Raw genomic sequence first — 26000 nt, 5'->3', positions numbered from 1 at the left:
CTGTAGCAGCTGTCGAGCACCGCGAGGCAGCGTTTGGCGGCGAAGCCGTCGTAAAACCTGTGCGCGCGGTCTACCTGACAAACCGCGTTGTCTGAATTCACGACGGCTTCGCCGCCGAACGCTGCCTCGCGGTGCTCGGCAGCTGCTACAGGTGTCTGTGTTTCTGCTGGAGAACCCCATGGCCAACGCTTTACCCGACCTGAAACTGTTGCGCATTTTCGTCAGCGTGGTGCGCCATCAGGGGTTTGCCAACGCCCAGCAAGAGCTCAACCTCTCGACCTCGGCGATCAGCACTTACATGAGCCAGCTCGAAGCCGCGTTGGGCCTGGTACTGTGCCATCGCGGGCGCGGCGGTTTCAGCCTGACCAGCAAGGGCGAGTTGTTTCATCAGGAAACCCTGCGGCTGTTGGGCGAACTTGAAGGTTTCGAACAGTACGCGGCGGCGCTCAAGGGCGAATTGCGCGGCACCCTGAACCTCGGGGTCATCGACTCCACCGTCAGCGACAAGGCCTTGCCCTTCGCCGAGGCCATCGGCGCCTACAGCCAGGAACACCCGGCGGTGCATTTGCACCTGTCGGTGATGAGCCCGTATGAACTGCAACTCGGTGTGCAGGACAACCGCCTCGACCTGGCCATTGGTGCGTTTTCCACGCGCATGAGCGGGCTGGTCTATATGCCGCTGTACCGCGAACAACACTGGCTGTATTGCAGCAGCCGTCATCCGCTGTTCACCGAGCGGCGCATTCCCGAACAAGTCATCACCCAGCAACGCATGGTCGGTCGCGGTTACTGGAGCCAGGCCGAACTCGCGCGCCATGGTTTCAAACACAGCGCCGCCACCGTGGAAAGTATGGAAGCGCAGTTGATTCTGGTGCTGTCCGGCGCGTACATCGGCTACTTGCCGGAGCACTACGCCCAGGCCTGGGCCGACAAGGGCGATCTGCGGGTGTTGCTGCCAGCGACGTTCGGTTATCAGGCGCCGTTCTCGATGATCATGCGCCGTGGCCGCAGCCGCGAACCGCTGATCCAGACCTTCCGCGATCTGCTCAAAGCACAGCTCAATCAGGCGTAAGACTATGTCCAGAATCCAATGCCCACGCTGCCTGCGCCCACAAACCCATTGCCTGTGCCCACTGATCCCGAGCCTCGACAGCCGCACCCGGGTGTTGCTGTTGCAGCATCCCAGCGAAGTGAATCATGCGTTGAACACCGCGCGGCTGGCGGCGTTGGGCTTGAACAATGCCGAATTGATCGTGGGCGAGGTGTTCGAGGATTTGCCGACGTTGTTGAATCGACCGGGTTATCAAGCGCGGTTGTTGTTTCCTGCCGAAGAGGCCCAGCCGTTACAGGCTTATGCGGAAAATGATCAGCCGCTGCTGCTGGTGGTCCCGGACGGCACCTGGCGCAAGGCGCGCAAGCTGCTGCACCTCAATCCGTTGTTGGCGGCGTTGCCTCGGGTGACGTTGGCGGAGGGCGGTGTGTCGCGGTATCGATTGCGCAAGGCGCCGGGGCCGGGGGCGTTGTCGACGGTGGAGGCGATTGTGCAGGCGTTGCAGACGCTGGAAGCGCCGACGACGTTCGAGCCGTTGTTGAAGCCGTTCGAGGCGTTGATCGAGGGGCAGATTGCGGCGATGGGGGAGCAGACCTTTCAGCGTAATCATGGGTCGAAATAGTCGTTGCCAGTCAGGGCCTCTTCGCGAGCAAGCCCGCTCCCACAGGGGAATGCATTCCAATGTGGGAGCGGGCTTGCTCGCGAAAGCGGTAGACCAATCACCACAAAAACCAGCCAGAGACTACCTCTCCCGCATCGCCTCAGTCCGCGCCTTCAACACCGGTTTCAGCAGGTAATCCAGCACACTTTTCTCCCCGGTAATAATGTCCACCGTCGCCACCATCCCCGGAATAATCAGCAACGGTTTCACATCCCCGCCCAAGTGATTTTTATCGGTCCGCACCTGAATCAGATAGAAGCTGTTGCCCTTGTCATCGGTAATCGTGTCGGCGCCGATCAATTCCAGCTTCGCACTCAGCCCACCATAAATCGTGTAGTCATATGCACTGAACTTGACCATGGCTTTCTGGCCCGGATGCAGGAACGCCACGTCTTGCGGGCGGACCTTGGCCTCGATCAGCAGGTTGTCTTCCAGCGGCACGATTTCCACCATGTCGCTGCCGGGCTGAACCACGCCGCCGATGGTGTTGACCTTCAACACCTTGATGATCCCGTGCACCGGCGACACCACTGTGGTGCGGGTCACGCGGTCGTCGATGGCAATGCTCGATGCGGTGATTTTCGACAGGTCGGTGCGTTTCTCATTCAGCTCTTTGGCCGCGTCGGAGCGGAAGGATTGTTCCGATTCGTCGATCTTGCTTTTGATCTCGTTGATCGCCGATTCCGCCCGGGGGATTGCCAATGTCGTGGCATTCAGCGAACCGCGAATCTCCACCGCGCTGCGTTTGAGTCGCAGGATTTCCACCGGCGACACCGCTCCGGTGCCCACCAATGGCGCGGACATGTTCATCTCTTGGTTGAGCAACGCCAGGCTGGAACTGAATTGCCCCTGTTTCGAGCGGAACTCCGCCAGTTCCTGGGTTTTTTGCCGAAGTTGTTCGGTCAACGTGCGTTGTTCGCTGGCCAGTCGGCGTTGCCGTTGTTCGTACAGCGAACGTTCGTCTTCCGCCACTTGCGGCGCCTTGGCGATCACTTCCGGTGACAGCTTGAACGGCCGCCCCTCAGCTTCGGCCGACAAGCGTTCGACCTGCGCGGTCAACGCATAACGATCCGCCTCGCTTTCGCCCTTGTTCGACAGAAACCGCGTGTCATCCAGGCGTAGCAGGGTGTCGCCCTTGTTCACCATTTGCCCTTCACGCACGAAGATCTCGGTGACAATGCCGCCCTCCAGGTTCTGGATCACCTGAACCTTGCTCGACGGAATCGCCTTGCCTTCGCCCATTGTGACTTCCTGCAACACCGCGAACTTGGCCCAGACCAGCGCCGAAATCAGCAGCCCCGCCGCCAGCCACACGGTGACCCGCGACAGGCGCGGGGAATCCTGCAACGCGGCGCCGGCGGTTTCCGGCATGTATTCGCTTTCCGCGCTTTTGCTGAAGCTGCCGAAGTAGCCGCGATCCTTTGAGACATCGGACGATGAACGAGCCATGGGCAACTCCTAAACAGCCGCAGAGCCGACACGGCCCTTGCGCAGTGCATCGATGACCGCTTCTTTCGGGCCGTCGGCGACGATCCGTCCGTTGTCCAGCACCACCAGCCGATCCACCAGGCTGAGCATCGAGGTGCGGTGAGTCACCAGCAGCAAGGTTTTGCCCTGGACCCAGCTGTGGAGTTTCTGCCGCAGAACGTCTTCGCTGCTGTTGTCCATGGCACTGGTGGGTTCGTCGAGCAGCATGATCGGTGGGTCGAGTAACAACGCCCGGGCCAGCAACACGGCCTGACGTTGACCGCCGGACAGCAGTTGTCCGCGTTCACCCACGGGCCGGTCGAAACCTTGGGGATGTTGGCGTGCGAGTTCGGTGACGCCGGTCAACTCCGCCACTTCGAGCATCCGCGAATCGCTGACATAACGAGCGCCGAGGGTCAGGTTGTCGCGCAGGCTGCCGGCCAGCAGCGGCAAGTCGTGGGCGACGTAACCGATCTGTTGGCGCAGGTCGGCGACATCGAGTTGCCGCAGGTCCAGGCCATCGAGCAGCAACTGGCCTTCTTCCGGTGCGTAGAAACCCATGACCAATCGCGCGAGGGTGCTTTTGCCCGAACCGCTGCGGCCGATGATGCCGATTCGTTCGCCGGGTTTGACGCTGAAACTGATGTTGGCCAACGCTGGTGCGTTCTGCCCGTTGTAGTGAAAGGTCACGCCGCTGACGTCCATCGCGCCTTGCAGTTGCGTGCGTTCCAGCGGCCGTTGTTTCGGATCGCGCTCTTGCGGCAATGACATCAGCGCATCGGTGCTGCGCATGGTCAGTTGCGCTTGCTGGTAGCGGGTGATCAAACCGGCGATCTGCCCCAGCGGCGCGAGCACGCGGCTGCCGAGCATGTAGGTGGCCACCAGTGCGCCGACGCTGAGGTTGCCGGCGATGATGCTGTAGACCCCGGCGACGATGGTCGCCATGCCGGAGAATTGCTGGATGAACAGCGTGCCGTTGGTCGCCAGGGCCGAGAGGTTGCGCGCATGGCTGTCGAGGCGGGTGAGGGCGCCGTGGGTGCTTTCCCATTTGTGCTGGCGCTCGCTTTCGGCGCTGCAGGCCTTGAGGGTTTCCAGGCCGCCGAGGGTTTCGATCAGCAGGGCCTGGCGTTCGGCGCCGAGGCTCAAACTCTTCTGCACGGTGTCGCGCAGACGCACTTGGATCACCATCGCGAAAATGATCGTGATCGGAAACGCCAGCAGCGGAATCACCACCAGCCAGCCACCGAGCAAACCGATCACCACCAGCATCAACACCGCGAACGGCAGGTCGATCAGGCTGGTCAGGGTCACGGCGGTGAGAAATTCGCGCAGGCCCTGGAAGTCATGGATGCTCTGGGCGAAGCCGCCGATGGTCGCCGGCCGGGCTTTCATGGCCATGCCGGTGATGCGTTCGAACAGGGTCGCGGACAGAATCACGTCGGTTTTCTTGCCGGCGGTGTCCAGCAAATGCGCGCGGACCACCCGCAGCACCAGTTCGAACCCGGTGCCGATCAGCAAGCCGATGGCCAGCACCCACAACGTTGAAGTGGCCTGGTTCGGCACCACCCGGTCGTAGGTCTGCATCACGAACAGGGGCACCATCAGCCCCAACAGGTTGATCAGGAAACTGGCGAGGATCGCATCGCTGTACAGCCATTTCGACAGCTTCAGCGTGTCGCGAAACCATGCCTCGACGCGCGGTACGAGCGGCGAGCGCAAGTCTTCGAGTTCATGGCGCGGCCGGGCGAACAATGCCTGGCCGCTGTAATTGGCGGTCAGTTCTTCACGGCTGACCCATTGTTCACCGCCCTCGGCTTCGCTGGGCAGAATCAGCAACTGACCGTCATCGCCGAAACGGCGTAGCACGGCGGTGCGGCCATCGTTGAGGATCAATAACACCGGCAGGTTGAGCGCAGAAATATCCGCCAGATCCCGGCGCAACAAACGCGCCTGCAAACTTGCCCGGGCGGCTGCGCGGGGCAGCAGGTCCAGGCTCATGCGTTGCTTGTTCAGGGGCAGGCCGGCACTCAGGCTGGCGCGGCTGACCGCCGCACCGTGAAGCTTGCAGAGGATCAACAGACCGTCCAGAAGCGGGTCATCGAAGCTCAGGCGCGGATCGACCCCAGTGTTGCCGGGTTCCATGCTGGTCAAATTGATCGCTCCTGTTGTTGGCAGACATCCACACATCTCGCCGTGTAGGAGCTGCCGAAGGCTGCGATCTTTTGCTTTTGATTTTTTAAGATCAAAAGATCGCAGCCTTCGGCAGCTCCTACGCGGGGGGTTACTTCAGTTCAGGCAAACGGGCTTCGTTTTTCACTTCCGACGAAGCGATCGCATCGGCGGGCAGCACCACCCGTTGTTTGCTCAGCAACTGACCCATGTTCGCCAGCACGCGGTACATCGAGTATTCCTCGGTGTAGCGCACTTCGGTGTAGCGGCGGTTGGCGTTGTAGAGCTCGTTTTCACTGTCGAGCAAGTCGAGCAGGGTCCGTTGGCCGAGGCCGAACTGATCCTGATAGGCCGCACGCACGCGTTTGGTGGTTTCGGCGTATTCGCGCGCCGTCGGGGTTTGCTTCTTCGCGTTGACCATGGCGTTCCAGGCCAGGTGAATGTTCTCGTTGAGCTGGCGCAGGGCGTTGTTGCGAATGTCCATCGCCTGGTTGATCTGGTGCGCATCGGAGGCCAGGCGGGCCTTGTCGCTGCCGCCACGGAACAGGTTGTAGTTCATGATCACACCAACGCGCCATTCGTTGTCGTGGCCTTCATCGCCTTGCACGTTGTTGTTCGCGCCAACGGCGGCTTCAGCATCGAAGCGCGGGTAGAACGGCGACTTGGCGACTTCGTACTGGCTTTCGGCCGATTGCACATCCGCCTGGGCGGATTTCAGGTACGGGTTGTTTTCCACCATGCTCTGCTGGGCTTCCGGCAGGCTGGTCGGCAACTCGCCACGGGTCGACGGCGGTGCTTCGAGTTCATCGGGGATGCGCCCGACGACGCTGTAGAAATTCGACTCGGCGTCCGCCAGATCCACTTCCGCGGTGTCGAGGTTGTTCTGCGCCAGTGCCCGGCGAGCGGTGGACTGATCGGAGTCGGCGTTGCTGCCGACACCGCGCTGGGTACGCAGGCCGATCTGGTCGTTGACCCGCATGTGGGCTTGCAGGTTGTTGGTGGCCAGCGTCACCAGTTCACGGCGCTTGAGCACTTCGAGGTAGACCTCGATGGTGCGCAAGGCCAGATCCTGGGCGGTGCCCTGGGCGTAATAGGCCCGGGAGTTGGACACGCCTTTGGTGCGCTCGACCTCGTTGGCGGTGTTGAACCCGTCGAACAGCATCTGCCGCAGACGCAATTCCGACTGGGTGTAATTGAGGATTTCGGTGTGGTGATTGCCGAAGGCCCGGGTATTGGTGTTATCGCTGTAGCCGCGCCCGTAAGCGGCGTTCAAATCCACCGAGGGATAGAAGCCCCCTTTGGCGACTTTCACTTGCTCATCCGCCGACAGCCGCGCGTCCACGCGCGACGCAAGTTCGGGGTGCGTGGCGATCGTGCTTTGGATGGCGTCGGTCAACGACATGGCCTGAGCCTGAGAAGTGCAGGCCATGGCCAGCAAAACCGCGCTGCAGAGGGGGGTTAAAAGGCGCATGGGTACTTCTCCCTGGTTCCTGATGGTGCTTAGCTGTCGTCAAATACTTGACGTTATTTTTAGGTAAAACCGTTTCACTCTTGTAACAACAGAGCTAAGAACATTCTGGAGAAAACCTAAGAACTATTTCTCATAAGGGTTATGTCAAAAAAAACTTATGCGCTCTGAAAAATCCAGCACATTGTTCAAAGCGAAAGCCCTTGATTCATGAGCCTTAGGGAGCTCCAGAGGGTTTGAGGAAAGTTCCATCCACTTAGCGACATAGGGCGGAGAAGTGCTGGAGGGGAGGGAAGTGGGACGGTTTTTGAGCGACAGTTTTTTGTCACTCGAGTGATTCAGGACCGTTACGCATCGCTCGCAGGGAGGTTGTTCCGCAGTGGGAACCCGATGCCATTGATTGCAGAGGGTTTTATGCCGAATCGGACACTGGGCCCGCGAGTGACACGCTTGGCGAGAACGTCGCCAGGGAGGCGGTTTACTTTGGTAAACAGGCATTCCGGTAGACGATCCGCCAGGCAGCCCGCTTTTCACCATGAGCACGCTCTTCGCGCAACCAGGTGCCGACAGGTGTTGGCAGCGCAGGAGAATTGCACATGGCTACGCTCATCGGAATCGTCAGTAAGGTTATTGGTCAGGTGTTCGCGGTTGCGGCCGACGGTACTCGACGTGCGTTGGTCGAGGGCGACCGCTTGTTTGCCGGTGACCAATTGATCACCGGGGCCGAAGGCGCAGTGGCGGTGCATCTGCAGAATGGCCAGGAGCTGACGTTGGGGCGTGGCAGTAGCCTGCAAATGACGTCCCAACTGCTCGCGCATCAGGTGCCCCACGTGGACACGGCTGAAGCCGTGACGCCGAGTCAGGCGCAACTGACCGATGTCGAACAACTGCAAAAAGCCATTGCCGCCGGCGCTGACCCGACCCAAACCGGTGAGGCCACAGCGGCCGGTCCGACCTCCACAGGTGCCCCGGGTGGTGCCTTGGGTGGCGGTCACAGTTTCGTGCTGCTGGAAGAAGTGGGCGGGCGGGTCGATCCGAACATCGGTTTCCCCACCGCCGGTTTCGGCGGTATTCCAGAGTTTCCTGAAGAACGGCACAACGCCGATGTTCAGCAAAACGACGACACCCCGGTGGTGGTGCCGCCGGTGAACAACCTTGTGACCCTCGGCGGCCTCGACGCCGCGGGCGGTGAACTGACCCTCAACGAAGCCAATCTGCCCGACGGCTCGGCGGCCAATCCGGCAGCCCTGACCCAAAGCGGCACGTTCACCGTGACCGCGCCCGACGGTTTGCTGAGCCTCAACATCGGCGGCATCAGCGTGATCAGCGGCGGGGTGGCCGCGGGTTTCCCGCAATCGATCACCACGCAGCTAGGCAACACCCTGACCATCACCGGCTACAACCCGGCCACCGGCGTGGTGAGTTACAGCTACACCCTCAACGGCAACGACACCCATTCGGCGGGTGATGGCGCCAACAACCTCAGTGAACAATTCACCGTGGTGGCCGGGGACACCAACGGCGATACGGCCACCGGCTCACTGGACATCAACATCACCGATGACGTGCCGAAGGCTGTGGATGACAACAACGGCACCGCGTCTGAAACCCTGCTGACGTTGACCGGCAACGTGTTGACCAACGATGTGCAAGGCGCCGACCGCGTACCGACCGGCCCGACCAGCGGCCCGATCACTCCGGGTACTTTCGTCGGGACTTACGGCACTCTGGTGTTGAATGCCAACGGCACTTACACCTACACGCTGAACACCAGTGATGCGGATTTCAAAGCGCTGCACGGTGGCGGTAACGGCACGGAAACCTTCGCCTACACCCTCACCGATTCCGACGGCGACACCAGCACCGCCAACCTGGTGCTGCAAATCCACAACAACGACGACCCGGTCACGCTGGGCGGATTGAACGTCGAGGGCGGCGAACTCACCGTTTTCGAGAAAAACCTGAGTCTGGGCAGTGCGCCGGATGCCACGGCGTTGACCCAGAACGGTACGTTCACCATCACCGCGCTGGATGGCGTGCAGACGTTGACGGTTGGCGGAATTACCGTTGTCAGCGGCGGCGTGGCGGCAGGTTTCCCGCAATCGATTTCCACCGGGTTGGGCAACACGTTGACCATCACCGGGTTCGACGCGACCACCGGCGTGGTCAGTTACAGCTACACCCTCAACGGCAATGAAGCGCATCCAACGGCGGGCGGTGCAAACAACCTGCCTGAGCAATTTGCGGTGACCGTGGTCGATGACAACGGCACCACGGCCAACGGTTCGCTGGACGTCAATGTGATCGACGACGTGCCCAAAGCCGTGGACGACAGCAACGCGAGCACCGCTTCCGAAACCCTGCTGACGTTGAACGGCAATGTGTTGAGCAACGACGTGCAAGGCGCGGATCGCGTGGTGACAGGTCCTGAAAGCGGCCCGGTCACCCCGGGTACTTTCGTCGGTACTTACGGCACCCTGGTGTTGAATGCCAACGGCACTTACACCTACACGCTGAACACCAGTGACGCGGATTTCAAAGCGTTGCACGGTGGCGGCAACGGCACTGAAAACTTCACCTACACCCTCACGGATTCCGATGGCGATGCGAGCACTGCAACGTTGGTGCTGCAAATCCACAACAACGACGATCCAGTCATCATCAATGGGTTGAACGTCGAGGGCGGCGAACTCACGGTTTTCGAGAAAAACCTGAGTCTGGGCAGTGCGCCGGACTCCACCGCGCTGACCCAAAGCGGCACCTTCACCATCACCGCGCTCGATGGCGTGCAAACCCTCACCGTCGGCGGCATTACCGTTGTCAGTGGTGGCGTGGCGGCTGGTTTCCCACAATCGATTCCAACCGGGTTGGGCAATACGCTGACCATTACCGGGTTCGACGCGACCACGGGCGTGGTCAGTTACAGCTACACCTTGAACGGCAATGACGCGCATCCAACCGCTGGCGGCGCAAACAATTTGCCTGAGCAATTTGCGGTGACCGTGGTCGATGACAACGGCACCACGGCCAACGGTTCGCTGGACGTCAATGTGATCGACGACGTGCCAAAAGCGCTGGATGACAGCAATGCGAGCACCGCGTCGGAAACCCTGCTGACGTTGAACGGCAACGTGCTGACCAACGACGTGCAAGGCGCCGATCGCGTGGCCACGGGCCCAGTGACGCCTGGCACTTTTGCCGGGACTTACGGCACGTTGGTGCTCAACGCCAACGGCACTTACACCTACACGTTGAACACCAGCGATGCAGATTTCAAAGCCCTGCACGGCGGCGGTAACGGCACCGAAAACTTCGCCTATACGATCACCGATTCTGACGGCGACACCAGCACCGCCAACCTCGTCCTGCAAATCCACAACAACGATGATCCGGTCATCATCAATGGCTTGAACGTCGAGGGCGGCGAACTCACCGTCTACGAGAAAAACCTTAGCCTCGGCAGCGCCCCGGACAGCACGCAACTGACCCAAAGTGGCACCTTCACCATCACCGCGCTGGATGGCGTGCAAACCCTCACCGTCGGCGGCATCACCGTCGTCAGCGGCGGTGTGGCGGCCGGTTTCCCGCAATCGATCCCGACCGGTTTGGGCAACACTTTGACCATCACCGGGTTCGACGCGAACACGGGCGTGGTCAGTTACAGCTACACCCTCAACGGCAATGACGCGCATCCAACCGCTGGCGGCGCGAACAACCTGCCTGAGCAATTCGCCGTCACCGTGGTTGATGACAACGGCACCACCGCCAACGCGACCCTGGACGTCAACGTCATCGACGATCTGCCCAAAGCGCTGGACGACAGCAACGCCGGCACCGCCTCGGAAAGCCTGTTGACCCTCAACGGCAACGTGCTGACCAACGACGTGCAAGGCGCGGATCGCGTAACGACCGGACCTGTAACTCCCGGCACCTTCACCGGCACTTACGGCACCCTGGTCCTCAACGCCAACGGCACGTACACCTACACGCTGAACACCAACGACGCCGATTTCAAAAACCTGCACGGCGGCGGCAACGGCACGGAAACCTTCGCCTACACCCTCACCGATTCGGACGGCGACACCAGCACCGCCAATCTGGTGCTGCAAATCCACAACAACGACGACCCGGTGACCCTCAACGGCCTCGACGTCGTGGGTGGCGAGCTGACCGTCTACGAGAAAAACCTCAGCGACGGCACCAGCCCCAACACGCCGGCCCTGACCCAGAGCGGCTCCTTCACCGTCACCGCGCTGGACGGCTTACAAACCCTCGACGTCGGCGGCATTCATGTCGTGGTCGGTGGCGTGGCGGCCGGTTTCCCGCAATCGATCGTGACGCCGCTGGGCAGCACGCTCACCGTCACAGGTTACAACGCGACCACCGGCGTCGTCAGCTACACCTACACCCTGGTGGACAACGAAGCCCACCCGACCGGCAACGGTGCCAACAGCATCACCGAAAACTTCAACGTGGTGGCCACGGACACCGACGGCAGCACGGCAACCAATCAGATCAACGTCAACATCGTCGACGACTTGCCGACGGCCCACCCGGACAGCGCGTCGGTGGCCGAGGGCGGGACAGTTTCGGGCAATGTGCTGGATAACGACATCGGCGGTGCCGACGGTCCGGCGCTCACGGGTGCCGTAGTCGGCGTCCGCGCCGGCAGCGACACCTCGACGTCGGCCATCGGCGGCCTGGGCTCGAACATCAATGGGACCTACGGTTACCTGACGCTGGATGCCAACGGCAACGCGGTCTATCACAGTAATCCCAACGCGGTGAACGCCCCGGGTGCCACCGATACGTTCGTCTACACCGTGCGCGATGCCGACGGGGATGAGAGCACCACCACCATCACCATCGACGTCTCGAACAGCTGCATCAAAGCGGTCAGCGATACCGACGTGACCGTCTACGAAAAAGCCCTGGACCTGACGAAGGATGGCCAGGACCTGGCGGCAGGCACCGTCGCCGGCAGCGACCCGACCAGCACCGGCGAAACCGCCAGTGGCACCCTGGTCGGCTCGGTCACCGGGGCCATCGGCGCGATCACCTACACCCTGGTGGGCAGCGCCAATGGCAACTTTGGCCAGATCCAGCTCAACCCCAACGGCACCTACACCTACACCCTGACATCGCCGGCGAGCACCACGCCGCATGCGGATGACGGCGCCAACACACTGACTGAAAGCTTCACCTACCAGGCCACCGATTCGCTGGGCAACATCAGCACCAGCACCATCGTCGTGCAGATCGTCGATGACGTGCCGAAAGCCGTCAATGACAGCAATGTCGGCACCGCGTCCGAAACCGCGTTGACGCTCAATGGAAACGTCCTGACCAACGACATTCAGGGCGCGGACCTCGTCGCCACCGGGCCGAGCACCGGGCCTGTCACCCCCGGCACCTTCACCGGGACTTACGGCACGCTGGTCCTGAATGCCAACGGCACCTACACCTACACCCTCAACGCCAACGATGCCGACTTCAAAAACCTGCACGGCGGCGGCAACGGCACGGAAACCTTCGCCTACACGATCACCGATTCGGACGGCGATACCAGCACCGCCAACCTGGTGCTGAACATCCACAACAACGACGACCCGGTGGTCCTCAACGGCCTCAACGTCAATGGCGGCGAGCTGACCGTTTACGAGAAAAACCTCAGCGACGGCAGCAACCCCAACACGCCAGCCCTGACCCAGAGCGGCACCTTCACCGTCACCGCGCTGGACGGTTTGCAAACCCTCGACGTCGGCGGCATTCATGTCGTGGCGGGCGGTGTGGCGGCAGGCTTCCCGCAATCGATCGTGACGCCGTTGGGCAGTACGCTGACCATCACCGGTTACAACGCGAGCACCGGCGTGATCAGCTACAGCTACACCCTGGTGGACAACGAAACCCATCCGACCGCCAACGGCGCCAACAGCCTCACCGAGAACTTCAACGTAGTGGCGACGGACACCGACGGCAGCACGGCGTCGGGGCAGATCAACGTCAACATCGTCGATGACTTGCCAACCGCCGCCGCAGACTCCGGTACTGTCGCCGAAGGCGCGACCCTCAACCTCAGCGTGCTCGGCAACGACGTGCTCGGTGCCGACGGCGCAGCGGCGGGCGGGGCGGTGATCGGCGTGCGCGCCGGCAGCAACACCGGGACCTCGGCCGTGGGCGGCTTGGGCACCAACATCAACGGCACCTACGGCTACCTGACCCTGGATGCGGCGGGCAACGCCGTGTACCACAGCAACCCGAACGCGGTCGGCGTGGCGGGGGCCACCGACACCTTCGTCTACACCGTGCGTGATTCCGACGGTGACGAAAGCACCACGACCATCACCATCAATGTCAACGACAGCGGCCTCAAAGCGGTGGTCGATCAGGACGTGACAGTCTTCGAAAAAGCCCTCGACCTGAGCAAGGATGGCCTGGATCTGGCACCCGGCACGGTCACCGGCAGCGACCCGACGAGCACGGGCGAAACGGCGACCGGTACGCTGGTGGGTTCGGTCACCGGCGGCACCGGTCCGTTCACTTACAGCGTGGTCGGCAGCGCCACCGGGACCTACGGACAAATCCTGATCAACCCGGACGGCAGCTACACCTACACGTTGACCTCGGCACCGAAAACCTCGCCGAATGCCAACGACGGGGCAAACACCCTGAGCGAAAGTTTCACCTACAAAGCCACCGATGCGCTGGGCAACAGCACCACCAGCACCATCGTGGTCAACATCGTCGATGACGTGCCAAAAGTCGCGGCATCGGACCGTTCGGTGACTGCAGTGGAAATCGATTCCAACCTGCTGCTGGTGATCGACGTCTCCGGCAGTATGGCCGATGCCTCCGGGGTGCCAGGCCTGTCGCGGCTGGCACTGGCGAAGCAGGCGATCAGTGCCTTGCTCGACAAATACGATGACCTGGGCGACGTGAAAGTGCAGATCGTCACCTTCAGCAGCAGCGCCACCGACAAAACCACGGTGTGGGTGGATGTGGCGACCGCCAAGTCGATCATCGCCGGCCTCACCGCTGGTGGCGGCACCAACTACGACGCGGCGGTGGCGGCCCTGCAAACCGCGTTCAACACGGACGGCAAACTCACCGGGGCGCAGAACGTCGGTTACTTCTTCTCCGACGGCAAACCGACGTCCGGCCAGGACATCGGTACGACAGACGAGGCGGCGCTGAAAAACTTCCTCGACGCCAATGGCATCAAGAACTATGCGATCGGCCTGGGCAGTGGCGTCAGCAACGCCAACCTTGATCCACTGGCCTATGACGGCAGCACCCACACCAACACCAACGCGGTGGTGGTCACCGACCTCAATCAACTCAACTCGGTGCTCTCGGGCACCGTGCAGGGCGCACCGGTCACCGGCACGCTGCTGGAGGGCGGTTCGTTCGGCGCCGATGGCGGTTTCATCAAAACCCTGGTGGTCGATGGCACCACGTACACCTATGACCCGAGAGGCAACAGCAATCAGGGCGCGTTGACGTTCAGCGGTACCAACCACGGCACGTTCAACACGGTGAACAACACCCTCAGCATCGCCACCAACAACAGCGGTACGCTGGTGGTGAACCTCGACACCGGCGAATACACCTACACCTCGCAAAAAACCACGGCGGTGGTGATCACCGAAAACATCGGCTTCACCGTCAGTGACAACGACGGCGACCTGGCCAGTTCGACGCTGACGGTCAAAGTCATCCCGAACGCGCCACCGATAGCGGTCGACGACCACATCATCACCAACGTGTTGTCGGGCACCATCGTGGTACCGGGCGAGTTGCTGCTGGCCAACGACACCGACGCCAATGGCGATCCGATGACGGCGACCCCGACCACGTTCAACACCGGTTGGGTGGCCAAGGGCGCGGACTTTGTCGGCACCGGCGCCATCAGCTTCGCCGGCAACGGCAACAACGCCGCCAACCAGGCGCTGGCGGATGTGCGGAACTCCTTCGCGGCGAACTCCGCAGCGATGACCGCAGTGCTGGTGATCAGCGGCTACCTGGGCGCGGTGACGACGTCCAACGCCAACGATGAAGACCTCATCACCGTCAAACTGAAACAGGGCGAGACCCTCAATCTGGACCACAACCTGGCGGCCGGTCACATCACCATGGAGTACTCGCTCAATGGCGGTGCGTTCGTGGCCATCGCCGATGGCGGGACCATCACGGCGACATCCGATGGCACCTACCAGATCCACGTCACCAACATCACCAACACCAGTGGCAGCAACGCTGGCGGGTCGGAAAACTACCAACTGACCATGACCGTCAACTACGCCGGAGCCCACGACCTCACCCCGGATTACCACGGCACCTACACCGCCAACGACAACCATGGCGGCAGCGACACGGCGAACGTGACCATCAGCTACCAGGACGGCCACACCCTCACCGGCACCTCGGGCGATGACGTGTTGGTGGCCGGCACCGGCAACAACATCCTCAACGCCGGCGACGGCAACGACGTGCTCACCGCAGGCTCAGGCAACAACGAATTGCACGGCGGCGCCGGCAATGACTTGCTGTACAGCGGCGCGGGCAACGACCTGCTCGACGGCGGCACCGGTACTGACACCGCGAGCTACGCCCACGCCACGGCGGGCGTCACCGTCAACCTGGGCCTGCTCAGCGCGCAAAACACCATTGGCGCGGGCACCGACACCCTCACGGGCATCGAGAACCTGACGGGCTCCAACTTCAACGACACCCTGACCGGAGACAATAACAACAACGTGATCAATGGCGGCCTGGGCAACGACGTGCTCAATGGCGGTGGCGGCGACGACATCCTCATCGGCGGCCTGGGCAACAACACCCTTACCGGCGGTTCGGGGGCCGACACCTTCCAGTGGCTGGCCGGCAACAGTGGCCACGACGTGGTCACCGACTTCACCCCGGGCACCGACAAACTCGACCTGTCCCAACTGCTGCAAGGCGAAAACGGCACCGCCGCCTCGCTGGACGACTACCTGCACTTCACCGTCACCGGTAGCGGTGCGAGCCTGGTCACCAGCATCGACGTCAGCGCCATGGCCGGCGCCACACCCAACCAGACCATCGACCTGGCCGGCGTCAACCTGGCCAGCCACTACGGCGTCACGCCGGGAGCGGGCGGCGTGGTGGCGGGCGGGCACGACACGGCGACCATCATCACCGGCATGCTCAATGACCATTCGTTGAAGGTGGACACCGTTTGATGCAGAAGGGCTGAAACGACAAAACCCGCCATTCCCGGTGAAAGGGGATGGCGGGTTTTTTTGTGGGCTGGCAGTTAATCATGCGGCGACTGTCCCGGCCTCATCGCGAGCAAGCTCGCTCCCACACTGGACCTGCGCCGTACACGGATGCCGGGCACACCACCATTCCCCTGTGGGAGCGAGCCTGCTCGCGAAGGGGTCGGCACATTCAACATCAATCTCGGCAGACACACCGCCTTCGCGAGCAAGCCCGCTCCCACACTGGTTCTGCGCCATACGCGACCTCCGAGCACACCACCATTCCCCTGTGGGAGCGAGCTTGCTCGCGAAGAGGCCGGCACATTCAACATCCATCTCGGCAGACACACCGCCTTCGCGAGCAAGCCCGCTCCCACACTGGATCTGTGCCATACGCGACCTCCGAGCACACCACCATTCCCCTGTGGGAGCGAGCTTGCTCGCGAAGGGGCCGGCACATTCAACATCAATCTCGGCTGGCACACCGCTTTCGCGAGCAAGTCCGCTCCCGCACTGGATCTGTGCCGTGCGTGAATACTGGGCACGCAACGACTCCCCTGTGGGAGCGAGCCTGCTCGCGAAGAACGATAACGCGGTGTACCTGACAAACCGCAGGTCTTGTGGGTCGAGGTTATCCAGTGTCCGATTCACTGCCAGTTCGTCCAGCCTGATGATCTGCGCGATACCAAGCAGTGTGTTGCGGTGCGGGCTTTCACTTTTTCAGGGCCGAGCAGACAACGAATGACGGATCGCCGTAGCAAAAGGTAGATGCGCAGTTTTCTGAATCTCCTCGTCAAGGAAGGCTTGCAAACCTTCGATTTCCGGATCGTCCAAAAACATCTCCATGAGGGCCTGGGCAGTGTCCATATGAGGGCGTACGGCTTCTCGCCTGATTTGACGAAGCGCACCGTTTTCAGCATTCAAATTGAAGATGCGCAGGGTTTGCGTCGCTCTATGGCGAGCGGCGTCATCGATATCTGCACGCACGGCAATGGTGCCGTCGCTGACGAAAACGAAGAAATCGTCCGGTTCCTCTTCGTCGGGTTTAATCAGTACGGCAGGGTCATAACGAGCGCACCGGTCTTTAAAGTCTCCGCAAGAATCTTCCCGCTTACAGGAGCCGAACAGGTTACTCCACTCGAAAGTGCCTGGTTGGTATCGATTCCGCTGGCGGAAATGCTCAAGATGAGCGGCATCACGATTGCTGATATCCGCCTCGCAATAGGCACAGCGCGTATCTTGCATACCGCCGAGGTGTGCCCAGATCTGCGCGCGTTCTTCGCGTGTGGGTGATTCCATGGACCACTGGTGCAGCCCATGTCTGTATTGGCCAAGGCAGCGTGGTCCTTCACCCCGAACAAGCTTACGCATGTACCAATTTCCTTCGCTTACTGTCTGGCCTGTTTACGTTTGAACATTTGCAACCTGATCAGCCTTTCGCAATCCAGCATTCCAGGGTGTTTGGCCCCGAAATGTGCATCAAGGTATTTGCGCAGCACTAGCCCATCCTTTGACTCATGCAAATCCTGCTGAATCAGCGCCAGGTAGGCACTCAGTTTGTTTGCAGGCTCATTGTCGGGCGTCGGGTCAATCTGCATGACGTGAGCCAGTACCTGAGAGCTGGCGACACCCTGAGTCTGCTGTTCTACATTGCTGACGGTTACACGCTGGCCGTGGCCATTTTTGTCAGACACCGTTTGCAGAACGCGTAGGCAGTGCGCAGGCACCGATGTGATGACTTGAGGGCTGTGGGTCGTGACGATGAACTGGAGTCGCGGAAACGCACTGAGCAGGTCAGGTATGACGGTCTGTTGCCATGCGGGATGAAGATGCATGTCCACTTCGTCGATCAACACGACGCCAGTGCTGTCGTGGCAGGCAAGTATTCCCAAATGTGGATTGAGTTTTACGCAGCGATAGGCGATGTCAGCCGTCAGGGCGACGATGTTGCGAATTCCGTCGCTGAGTTGGCTGACTTTCAATATGCCGTGAACGGGGTGTTCCAACACCAGGTCGGCGAACTCACTGCTGTAGGCTAGATCTCGCCATCCTGTTTGAGCAGTGAGTGCTGCATTCACTGCATTTTGAACAGCAAGCACTGGGTGTATGAACTCATCCTTCACATCAATGCTTAGTTTGCCTTGTTCAATATTTCGAATCTGTTCTTCACGATAACTGCGAAAAATGCGCGTGTACCACTTGGCAAAATGCTTGTAGCTCGATGCCGGGTCGAGGCAATCCCGATAGCCATAAGTTCTGGAGAACTCTGCGTTCTCTGCTTTTTCATGGGCAAGTGATATTTTTTTTTGGCTCCAGAGTCGGCCGGTGCCGTAATAAGCCAATACAGCAAGATCAGGTGGCAATTGGTCATGAAAGGCGCTGTTGAATATCTGGGATTCCAGAGCAAGAGCCGAGTTTCCCAATTCGCTTGTTCCCTCGTCACCGCGGGTTTGTGTGCCCTTGCGGATACTGTCCCTGCGGCGTGACCAACGAAATCCCTTATCTTGAATGGCTGCATAGGCGGTCAAACTAGCGGGAAGAGATGGCTCCATCTGATGCGCCATAATCGGTCGCAGAAAAACGTCATCAGGCTGTATGCCCGTGACGTCGTTGGTAGTGCCACCCAAATCAAACCCACGAACATATGGCCACAACACAACCTTGATCGCATCCAACAGGCTGGTCTTGCCCTGACCATTTCGCGCTACCAACACTGTCAGTTGTTTATCAAACTCGAGAGTGAGCTTTGGGAAGCAGCGATAGTTTTCCAGCTCCAGCCTGATCAGATTCACAGACTTTCCTCCATGTGGACCGATGCCAGGCTGCGGCAGAGGTGATGTGCCCGGGGAACAGATAATGGCGCGAATTCTACTGTGAATAAAAACACGTGAACACCACGGACATACGGCCTTGCAAAACTACATCGGCTCCGGCGGCCCGATCAACCGCCCCATGACCCCGAACAACCCCAGCGACTTGATCGCCTCCAGCTCCCCCGGCGTTTCGACCCGTTCCGCAATCAATGGCAAATCGATGCTGTTGGTGGCGCGGAAAATCGCTTCGATGAACAGCCGCTTGTCACGCTGCTCATCAATCCCGCGAATGTAGCTCCCGTCAATCTTCAAGTACGCCAGCCCCAGCTGCGTCAAGTTGCCAATCTGACTGAAACTCCCCCCGAAATGCTGCAACCCGATGCGATAGCCGGTGCCGAGCAAACTTTGGCTCAGGCGCTGCAATTCGTCGGGGGGCGGCAGTTGGCGTTCGTCGATTTCCAGCACCAGCAGCGGCGCCAGTTCCGGCAGGGAGTCGAGTGTTTGCAGGATCAATCGCAGCGACTGCGGATCACGCAACGTGGTGCCTGACAGGCTCAACGCCAGCGGCCAACGATTGACGGCGAGGTAGTCGAGCGTGGCGTCGAGCATGGCCAGGTCGAACCGGGCCGACCAGCCCAAACGTTCGATCCACGGCAGAAAGTGCCCGGCGGCAATCGCTTCGCCATTCGGGTCGAGCAGGCGTGCGAGCACTTTGTGATGCAGCACCTGGCTGGTGTCGGCGCATTGCACTACCGGTTGGAAGTACAGCTGCAATTTGCCGTGGGTCAGGGCATCGTCGATCCAGGTTCGCCAGTCGTGCTGGGACTGGTTCGGCGCGGTGTTGGCGTGATCGAGGTGAACCCACGGCCGCTCGGGATGCTGCTGGGCCTGGGTCAAGGCCTGATCGAGGCGCAGCAGCACGTCGCTGGCCGGTTCGCCCGGTTGGTAGGCGACGCTGCCCAGGTGCGCCACCGGCATGCTGTCGCTGTCACCGGTCAGGCGCAGGTTTTCCAGGGTGGCGCTGATTTCGGCGCACAGGCGCGCGGCGTCGTTGTCGTCGAGGCCAGGGGTCAGCAGGCTGAACTCGCCGCCGCGATTGCGCGCCGCCAGCCAGGTACGCCGCTCCGGGAGTTGGGTCAGGCGCATGAGCAGCTCGCCGACGGTACCGATCAAGGCATCGGTGCGCTGGCCACCCAGGCGCTGATTGAGGCCCGCCAGGTCGTTGATCCGCAACATCAGCAAATGGTCGGCCAGTTGCTCATCCAGCAAGCGCCGATTCGCCAACCCGGTGAGGCTGTCTTGATAGGAATCGGCCCGCAGCTTTTCACTGCGCGCCGCCTCTTCGGCGAACAGGGCCTTGAGCTTCTCGACCATCTGATTCATGGCCAGCACCACCCGTTTCAATTCCGGCGTGCGCGGCAGTTTCGGCAGGCTGAGAAACTCGCGTTTGCTGATGGCCTCGGCCTGTTTGACCATTTTGTCCAACGGGCGCAATTGCCGACGCAACAGCCAGCCGCCGAACATCGCGCTGAGCAACCCGCACAGCAGCAACCAGACCAGGCTGCCAAGTGTGCTGTCCCAGAGTTTGGCCAAGGCGAATTGCGGATTGCTCAACACTTCGACCCGCGCCACTTGCTCCCAGCCGCGCATGATCAACGCGTCGCCGCCTTGCGGATGCAGGTTCACCAGGCGCACGAACCAGTCGGGCACGCCTTCGATTCGCGCCGGCGCATCGCGTTCCACCAGCACCTGTTCATCGGCGATGTTGACGATGCGGATGCTGCTGAAATAGCCACTGTCGAAAATCGAGCTGACCATCAATTCGATCATCGCCGTGTCGTCGATCTGCGTCGTCAGCGACAGCCCCAGCGCCGTGGCGGCGTCCTGGGCGTGGGAGCGCAACTGGCCGAGCATTTGCTCGCGGGAGCTTTCCAGGCTGACAAAAAAACTGCCGCTGAATGCCACCAGCAGAAACAGGCAGATGGCGAGAAACAATTGTTTGCGCAGTGACATAAAACGCTCCTTGCTGTGGCGGCTAGCCGTCGCCCACGGCGAACCCTTCGGCCTGCATCTTTTTCATCACGTCTTGCCAGCGTGAAAGTTTTTTCGAGTCGCTGCTGCGCTTTCCGCCATTTGCACCGGGCAAATACAGGCCTTCGGCGTTGAAGGCGTACACCGGAAGCAGGTCCTTGCGTTGTGAGGCGGGGCGGATGTCGCCGATCAGGTTGTCCAGCACCAGCGGATCGGCCGTGGGGCTGCTGTAGAACGTCAGCACCATGTGCGCCTGGTTCTGGGTCAGGGCTTTGACGTAGGTGATGCGCATTTTTTCGCTGGGAACCCCAAGCTGGCGCAGGCTGAAATATTTCGCCAGGGCGTAGTCCTCGCAGTCGCCGGCGCCCTTGATCAAGGACTCCTCAGGCGTCGCCCAGTAATCGATCTGCTGCCAAATGCGGGTGTCGTCCTGAAAACTCAATTGCTGATTGAAGAAGCGATTGACCGCGTTCAGTTGTTCGCCTTCTGGCTGGTTGCGTTCGCTGCGCAGCATCTGATTCCAGGCCTCGATCCGCCCCTTGGCCGAACCGAGGGCGCCGTAGCGTTTTTCGGCGGTTTGCAGGATCTGCGCGAAATCCCAGTCGGCGCCCACACTGCCCAGCCCGGCCAGCAAAAACACCGCCAGCAGCCGGCCGCCGAACCGAAGTCGGAGCGTTGGCCATCCTGGACGACGCCGACTGCTGGACATGTCTGGCTGCTCGGGTGCAGATGACTGGAGTTTAGGCGGTGTTTTTGAAAGGCGGGGTAGATCGTCGGGTTGGTACGCGGACGGGTAGCAGTTGCTGAGCACCGCGAGGCAGCGTTCGGCGGCGAAGCCGTCGCAAAACCAGGCAACGCGGTGTGTCAGTAAAACCTCGCATGTAGGATTTACGACGGCTTCGCCGCCGAACGCAGGCTTCGCCAGCTGCTACATAGAGTGTTTTCAGGATTTGTGCAGGGTTTTTTGTTTGAGGATGTAAACGGTGACCAATACCGCGCTGGTCAACATAAACCCCCGCGCCCAAGGCAGTGGCACCAAATAGCAGGAGAACAGAATGCTCACCCACATCAGGCCGATCGCGTAGACCTTACCCTTGAGCGGAATACCGTTGCCGTCCAGGTAGTCGCGAATCCATGGCCCAAGCCGTGGATGCTCGACCAGCCACTGATAGAAGCGCGGCGAACTGCGGGCGAAACAGGCGGCCGCCAGCAGCAGGAACGGCGTAGTGGGCAGCACCGGCAGGAAAATCCCGATCACCCCCAACGCTACGCTCAGCCAGCCAATGGCCAGCAGCACGTAGCGCAACATCAGGGAGCGGTTGCCTATGGGTTTGTCCATAGGCAAGACCTTAGTGGTGACGTGGCTTGAGGATTGCCGGTTTTTCGTCGGGTGCCTGGCACAGCAGGTACAGCGCGGTCAGGGCTTCCGGGATCTGCACGATCATGTCGTCCATCAGGTTCGCGTCTTTGGCGATGTCTTCGAATTCCGGCTGTTCGTCGAACAGGCCCGAACCGACCATGATCGGCAGCAGCATTTCGCTGACTTCGTCTTCGGCGGTTTCAAACCAGGCCGCTTCGCGCAGGAACACGCCTTCCATGAAGCCGATGCACCAGCCGCGCAGGTCGGAATCGTCCGGTTCTTCGCCCAGGTCCAGGTCGCATGGCAGCTCAAACTCTTCGTCGGACGCCAGTTGGCGCGCGATGTGAGCCTTGAGGGCCAGCAGGGTGGATTCGATCGCTTCACGCTCGGTGTCGTTGGCGTAATGCGGCTCTTCGGCGAAGAGGGCGTCGATCCATTCACGGTCGGGAACGTTTTCGGAACAGATCGACAGCGCAGTCAGGTAGCCGTGGGCGGCCACGTAGTCCAGCGCCTCGTCATGCAGTTCATCGGCGTCGAGGAAGACTTGCAGGCGGGTTAGTTGCTCAGCGAAGGACATTAAAGGGCTACCTTGGGAATTTAAACAGATGCGGGAATTCTAGGCCTTCTTGAGCCCTCAGGCCAGCCGCGCGGGATATTTGCCCTCGATGCGCACTGTCTGTCCCTGTAGGAGCTGCCGAAGGCTGCGATCTTTTAATCTTGTCTTTAAAAAGCAAAATCAAAAGATCGCAGCCTTCGGCAGCTCCTACGGGGGATCAGTGTTTGTCCTTATGTGTCTTCTCAGCGGCACCCTTTGCAGGGGAGGGCTCGGGTATACTCCCGCGTTTTGTGATGCCCTGCTGGCGTCGCGGCTGAGATGTGAAGCGTCATGCAACGGGCACTTACGATTTGTCAGTGCAGTCTGCGTGGTTCTGAACCAGCCTTGCAGGGATGTTTCGGTGATTTTTGGAGTTTTTATGCTCGAACAGGCTCAACGCGTCCTCAAGGACATCTTCGGCTACGACAGTTTCCGTGGTCGCCAGGGTGCAATCATTGAGCGCGTGGCCAATGGCGGCGACGCTTTGGTATTGATGCCTACCGGTGGCGGCAAGTCCTTGTGCTTCCAGGTCCCGGCGCTGCTGCGCGAAGGCCTGGCGGTGGTGGTGTCGCCGCTGATCGCGTTGATGGACGACCAGGTCGCGACCCTCGAAGAGCTGGGCGTGGCCGCCGCCGCCTTGAACTCGACCCTGAGCGCCGAACAGCAACGCGACCTGGCTGCACGGATCAAGCGCGGCGAAGTGAAAATGCTCTACCTCGCGCCCGAACGCCTGGTCCAGCCGCGCATGCTGGCCTTCCTGCAAAGCCTCGAAATCGCCCTGTTCGCCATCGACGAAGCGCACTGCGTATCGCAATGGGGCCACGATTTCCGTCGCGAATACCTGCAACTGGGCCAGTTGGCGGAACTGTTTCCCAACGTCCCGCGCATTGCCCTGACCGCCACCGCCGACAAGCGCACCCGGGAAGAAATCGTCGATCGCCTGCATTTGCAGGATGCCGAGCGTTTCCTGTCGAGTTTCGACCGTCCGAACATTTTCTATCGCATCGTCCCCAAGGAGCAGCCGCGCAAGCAATTGCTGGCGTTCCTCGCCGAGCGGCGCAGTGATGCGGGTATCGTTTATTGCCTGTCGCGCAAGAAAGTCGACGAAGTGGCGGTGTTCCTCAGCGAACAAGGTTTCCCGGCGCTGCCGTACCACGCCGGCCTGCCCAACGAAACCCGCGCCCATCACCAGAAGCGCTTCCTAAACGAGGAAGGCCTGATCATGGTCGCCACCGTGGCCTTCGGCATGGGCATCGACAAGCCCAACGTGCGCTTTGTCGCTCACCTGGATTTGCCGAAATCCCTTGAAGCGTATTACCAGGAAACCGGTCGCGGCGGCCGTGATGGTCTGCCGGCGGACGCCTGGATGGCCTACGGCCTGCAAGACGTGGTGATGCTCAAGCAGATGCTGCAGAACTCCGAAGGCGATGAGCGCCACAAGCGTCTGGAGCAGCACAAGCTCGACGCGATGCTCTCGCTTTGCGAAGAAACCCGCTGCCGGCGCCAGACGCTATTGGCCTACTTCGACGAAGACATGCCCGAGCCTTGTGGCCACTGCGATAACTGCGTCGACGGCGTGCAGACCTGGGACGCCACCGAGCCGGCCCGTCAGGCCCTGTCGGCGATCTACCGCACCGGCCAGCGCTACGGCGTCGGTCATCTGGTAGACGTGCTGCTAGGCAAGGACAACGAAAAAGTCCGCAGCTTCGGCCATCAGCATCTGTCGGTCTACGGTGTCGGCAAAGCCATGGGCGAGAGCGAATGGCGCTCACTGTTCCGCCAATTGGTGGCCCGTGGTTTGGCGGACATCGACCTCGAAGGCTACGGCGGCCTGCGTTTGAGCGACACCTGCCGGCCACTGCTCAAGGGCGAAGTGACCCTGGAACTGCGCCGCGATCTCAAGCCGCAAACCACCGCCAAGAGCAGTAAGAGCCAGGCGAGCCAACTGGTCCGTGGCGAAGAGCGCGAACAGTGGGAAGCCCTGCGAGCCCTGCGTCGCAAGCTCGCCGAAGAACACGGCGTGCCACCGTATGTCATCTTCCCGGACTCGACCTTGCTGGAAATGCTCCGCAGCCAGCCCACCTCTTTGGCGGAAATGGCCACGGTCAGCGGTGTCGGCGCACGCAAGCTGGAGCGATACGGCGAGGCGTTCCTCGAGGTGCTCGGCGGCCAGGTCGAGGCGCCGAAAGTGGTGGCCGACGTACGCCACGAGCTGATCACCCTGGCCCGCGCCGGCATGACGCCATTGCAAATCGCCGGTCAGTTGCAATGCTCGGAAAAGAACGTCTACACCATGCTCGCCGAGGCGATCGGCAAGCAACAATTGTCACTGGAACAGGCGCTGGACCTGCCAGAAGAGCTGATGGGCGAAATCCAGGACGCATTCCTCGACGGCGAAGGCGAGTTGCCAGCGGTGGCGGAGATTGCCGCGCTGTTTGCCGGTCGTGTGCCGGAAGGGGTTTTGTATTGTGTGCGGGCGGCGCTGCAATCTGAATTCGAGATTTAAGTGACCGATCGCATAGATGTAACGATTCAGTACAGGGCAAGCCTTGCCTATAGCGAAAGGTCATGCTTAGCTGACTAATAATTAGTTTTTCTCTATTTCAGCCTAATCATGAGTTTTTTATGCCGTTAACCGATCAACACCGCTTTGGCATGCAATTGGCCCAGATGTCTCGTGGCTGGCGCGCCGAACTGGATCGCCGTCTGGCCGGCCTGGGACTTTCTCAGGCGCGCTGGCTGGTGCTGCTGCACCTGGCGCGTTTCGATGACGCCCCGACCCAGCGCGAACTGGCGCAAAGCGTCGGCGTCGAAGGGCCGACCCTGGCCCGACTGCTCGACAGCCTGGAAACCCAAGGCCTGGTGCAGCGCCAATCGGTGCTGGAAGACCGCCGGGCGAAAAAAATCGTGCTCTGTGCCCCGGCCCTGCCATTGATCGAACAGATTGAAACCATTGCCACTCAGCTGCGCCATGAGCTGTTCGATGGCGTCGATGAGGCCGATTTGAAGGTCTGCATGCGTGTTCACGGTCACATCCTGGACAACCTCGAAAAGTCTTGAGGCAAAACCTTACGCCGTGTTTTTGAGATACCCCGTTGGGCAGACTATAAAGAACTACTAGGCAATATCGTGTTCGTACCGGATGT

14 protein-coding genes are annotated in these 26000 nt (G+C 60.8%); 5 read left to right on the top strand and 9 right to left on the bottom strand.

Features of this window, described 5'->3' with window-relative positions:
• Positions 1 to 178: 178 nt before the first annotated feature.
• Positions 179 to 1072: a LysR family transcriptional regulator gene (locus HB680_RS03485; protein ID WP_008034255.1), complete on the top strand. Its 894-nt coding sequence runs from the start codon at positions 179 to 181 to the stop codon at positions 1070 to 1072.
• 4 nt (positions 1073 to 1076) lie between these two features.
• A complete protein-coding gene (locus tag HB680_RS03480) occupies positions 1077 to 1673 on the top strand; it encodes a DTW domain-containing protein (protein ID WP_213937171.1) in 597 nt (198 codons plus the stop codon).
• 120 nt (positions 1674 to 1793) lie between these two features.
• On the opposite strand, the gene HB680_RS03475 is transcribed toward HB680_RS03480, so the two are convergent.
• The 3 genes from HB680_RS03475 to HB680_RS03465 all read right to left on the bottom strand — a co-directional run bounded on the left by HB680_RS03475 (position 1794) and on the right by HB680_RS03465 (position 6819).
• The gene (locus tag HB680_RS03475) at positions 1794 to 3161 is read right to left on the bottom strand and encodes an HlyD family type I secretion periplasmic adaptor subunit (protein WP_213937170.1); all 1368 of its coding nucleotides are present in this window, start codon (positions 3159 to 3161) and stop codon (positions 1794 to 1796) included.
• A gap of 9 nt (positions 3162 to 3170) precedes the next feature.
• Complete coding sequence (locus HB680_RS03470; RefSeq protein WP_213937169.1) at positions 3171 to 5330, bottom strand: type I secretion system permease/ATPase; 2160 nt, start codon at positions 5328 to 5330, stop codon at positions 3171 to 3173.
• Positions 5331 to 5460: 130 nt separating this feature from the next.
• Entirely contained in the window at positions 5461 to 6819 is a 1359-nt protein-coding gene (locus HB680_RS03465; RefSeq protein ID WP_123509062.1) for a TolC family outer membrane protein, read from the bottom strand.
• A 593-nt stretch (positions 6820 to 7412) separates the two neighbouring features.
• Between HB680_RS03465 and HB680_RS03460 the strand changes: the two genes are divergently transcribed.
• Positions 7413 to 16037: a retention module-containing protein gene (locus HB680_RS03460; protein ID WP_213937168.1), complete on the top strand. Its 8625-nt coding sequence runs from the start codon at positions 7413 to 7415 to the stop codon at positions 16035 to 16037.
• A gap of 738 nt (positions 16038 to 16775) precedes the next feature.
• On the opposite strand, the gene ptuB is transcribed toward HB680_RS03460, so the two are convergent.
• The 6 genes from ptuB to HB680_RS03430 form a co-directional block, all read right to left on the bottom strand.
• Positions 16776 to 17426 (bottom strand): retron Ec78 anti-phage system effector HNH endonuclease PtuB, encoded by a 651-nt coding sequence (gene ptuB, locus HB680_RS03455; protein ID WP_213937167.1) that lies wholly within the window; start codon positions 17424 to 17426, stop codon positions 16776 to 16778.
• Positions 17427 to 17443: 17 nt separating this feature from the next.
• Complete coding sequence (locus HB680_RS03450; RefSeq protein ID WP_213937166.1) at positions 17444 to 18847, bottom strand: AAA family ATPase; 1404 nt, start codon at positions 18845 to 18847, stop codon at positions 17444 to 17446.
• A 126-nt stretch (positions 18848 to 18973) separates the two neighbouring features.
• Entirely contained in the window at positions 18974 to 20881 is a 1908-nt protein-coding gene (gene lapD / locus HB680_RS03445; protein ID WP_213937165.1) for a cyclic di-GMP receptor LapD, read from the bottom strand.
• Positions 20882 to 20903: 22 nt separating this feature from the next.
• On the bottom strand, positions 20904 to 21608 hold the full coding sequence (lapG, locus tag HB680_RS03440; protein WP_213937164.1) for a cysteine protease LapG: 705 nt from the start codon (positions 21606 to 21608) through the stop codon (positions 20904 to 20906).
• A gap of 234 nt (positions 21609 to 21842) precedes the next feature.
• A complete protein-coding gene (locus HB680_RS03435) occupies positions 21843 to 22238 on the bottom strand; it encodes a YbaN family protein (protein WP_213937163.1) in 396 nt (131 codons plus the stop codon).
• 10 nt (positions 22239 to 22248) lie between these two features.
• Positions 22249 to 22836 carry a YecA family protein gene (locus HB680_RS03430; RefSeq protein ID WP_213937161.1) on the bottom strand — a complete coding sequence of 196 codons (588 nt, stop codon included), beginning with the start codon at positions 22834 to 22836 and terminating at the stop codon, positions 22249 to 22251.
• A gap of 397 nt (positions 22837 to 23233) precedes the next feature.
• Here HB680_RS03430 and recQ point away from each other — a divergent pair, with 397 nt between their 5' ends.
• Both recQ and HB680_RS03420 read left to right on the top strand, forming a co-directional pair.
• Positions 23234 to 25360 (top strand): DNA helicase RecQ, encoded by a 2127-nt coding sequence (gene recQ / locus HB680_RS03425; RefSeq protein WP_123509076.1) that lies wholly within the window; start codon positions 23234 to 23236, stop codon positions 25358 to 25360.
• A gap of 119 nt (positions 25361 to 25479) precedes the next feature.
• On the top strand, positions 25480 to 25914 hold the full coding sequence (locus HB680_RS03420; protein ID WP_213937159.1) for a MarR family transcriptional regulator: 435 nt from the start codon (positions 25480 to 25482) through the stop codon (positions 25912 to 25914).
• Positions 25915 to 26000 lie beyond the last annotated feature (86 nt).

This window comes from Pseudomonas sp. dw_612 (genome assembly GCF_018449725.1).
In the GTDB taxonomy this organism is placed as follows: domain Bacteria; phylum Pseudomonadota; class Gammaproteobacteria; order Pseudomonadales; family Pseudomonadaceae; genus Aquipseudomonas.
Note: the sequence above shows the minus strand (reverse complement) of the source record. Positions and strands in the feature narration are given on the sequence as shown.

Excerpts from the sequence above, each read along its gene's own strand:
- HB680_RS03485 (WP_008034255.1), top strand. The coding sequence starts at position 179 with ATGGCCAACGCTTTACCCGACCTGAAACTGTTGCGCATTTTCGTCAGC.
- HB680_RS03480 (WP_213937171.1), top strand. The coding sequence starts at position 1,077 with ATGTCCAGAATCCAATGCCCACGCTGCCTGCGCCCACAAACCCATTGC.
- HB680_RS03475 (WP_213937170.1), bottom strand. The coding sequence starts at position 3,161 with ATGGCTCGTTCATCGTCCGATGTCTCAAAGGATCGCGGCTACTTCGGC.
- HB680_RS03465 (WP_123509062.1), bottom strand. The coding sequence starts at position 6,819 with ATGCGCCTTTTAACCCCCCTCTGCAGCGCGGTTTTGCTGGCCATGGCC.
- HB680_RS03460 (WP_213937168.1), top strand. The coding sequence starts at position 7,413 with ATGGCTACGCTCATCGGAATCGTCAGTAAGGTTATTGGTCAGGTGTTC.
- ptuB (WP_213937167.1), bottom strand. The coding sequence starts at position 17,426 with ATGCGTAAGCTTGTTCGGGGTGAAGGACCACGCTGCCTTGGCCAATAC.
- lapD (WP_213937165.1), bottom strand. The coding sequence starts at position 20,881 with ATGTCACTGCGCAAACAATTGTTTCTCGCCATCTGCCTGTTTCTGCTG.
- lapG (WP_213937164.1), bottom strand. The coding sequence starts at position 21,608 with ATGTCCAGCAGTCGGCGTCGTCCAGGATGGCCAACGCTCCGACTTCGG.
- HB680_RS03435 (WP_213937163.1), bottom strand. The coding sequence starts at position 22,238 with ATGGACAAACCCATAGGCAACCGCTCCCTGATGTTGCGCTACGTGCTG.
- HB680_RS03430 (WP_213937161.1), bottom strand. The coding sequence starts at position 22,836 with ATGTCCTTCGCTGAGCAACTAACCCGCCTGCAAGTCTTCCTCGACGCC.
- recQ (WP_123509076.1), top strand. The coding sequence starts at position 23,234 with ATGCTCGAACAGGCTCAACGCGTCCTCAAGGACATCTTCGGCTACGAC.
- HB680_RS03420 (WP_213937159.1), top strand. The coding sequence starts at position 25,480 with ATGCCGTTAACCGATCAACACCGCTTTGGCATGCAATTGGCCCAGATG.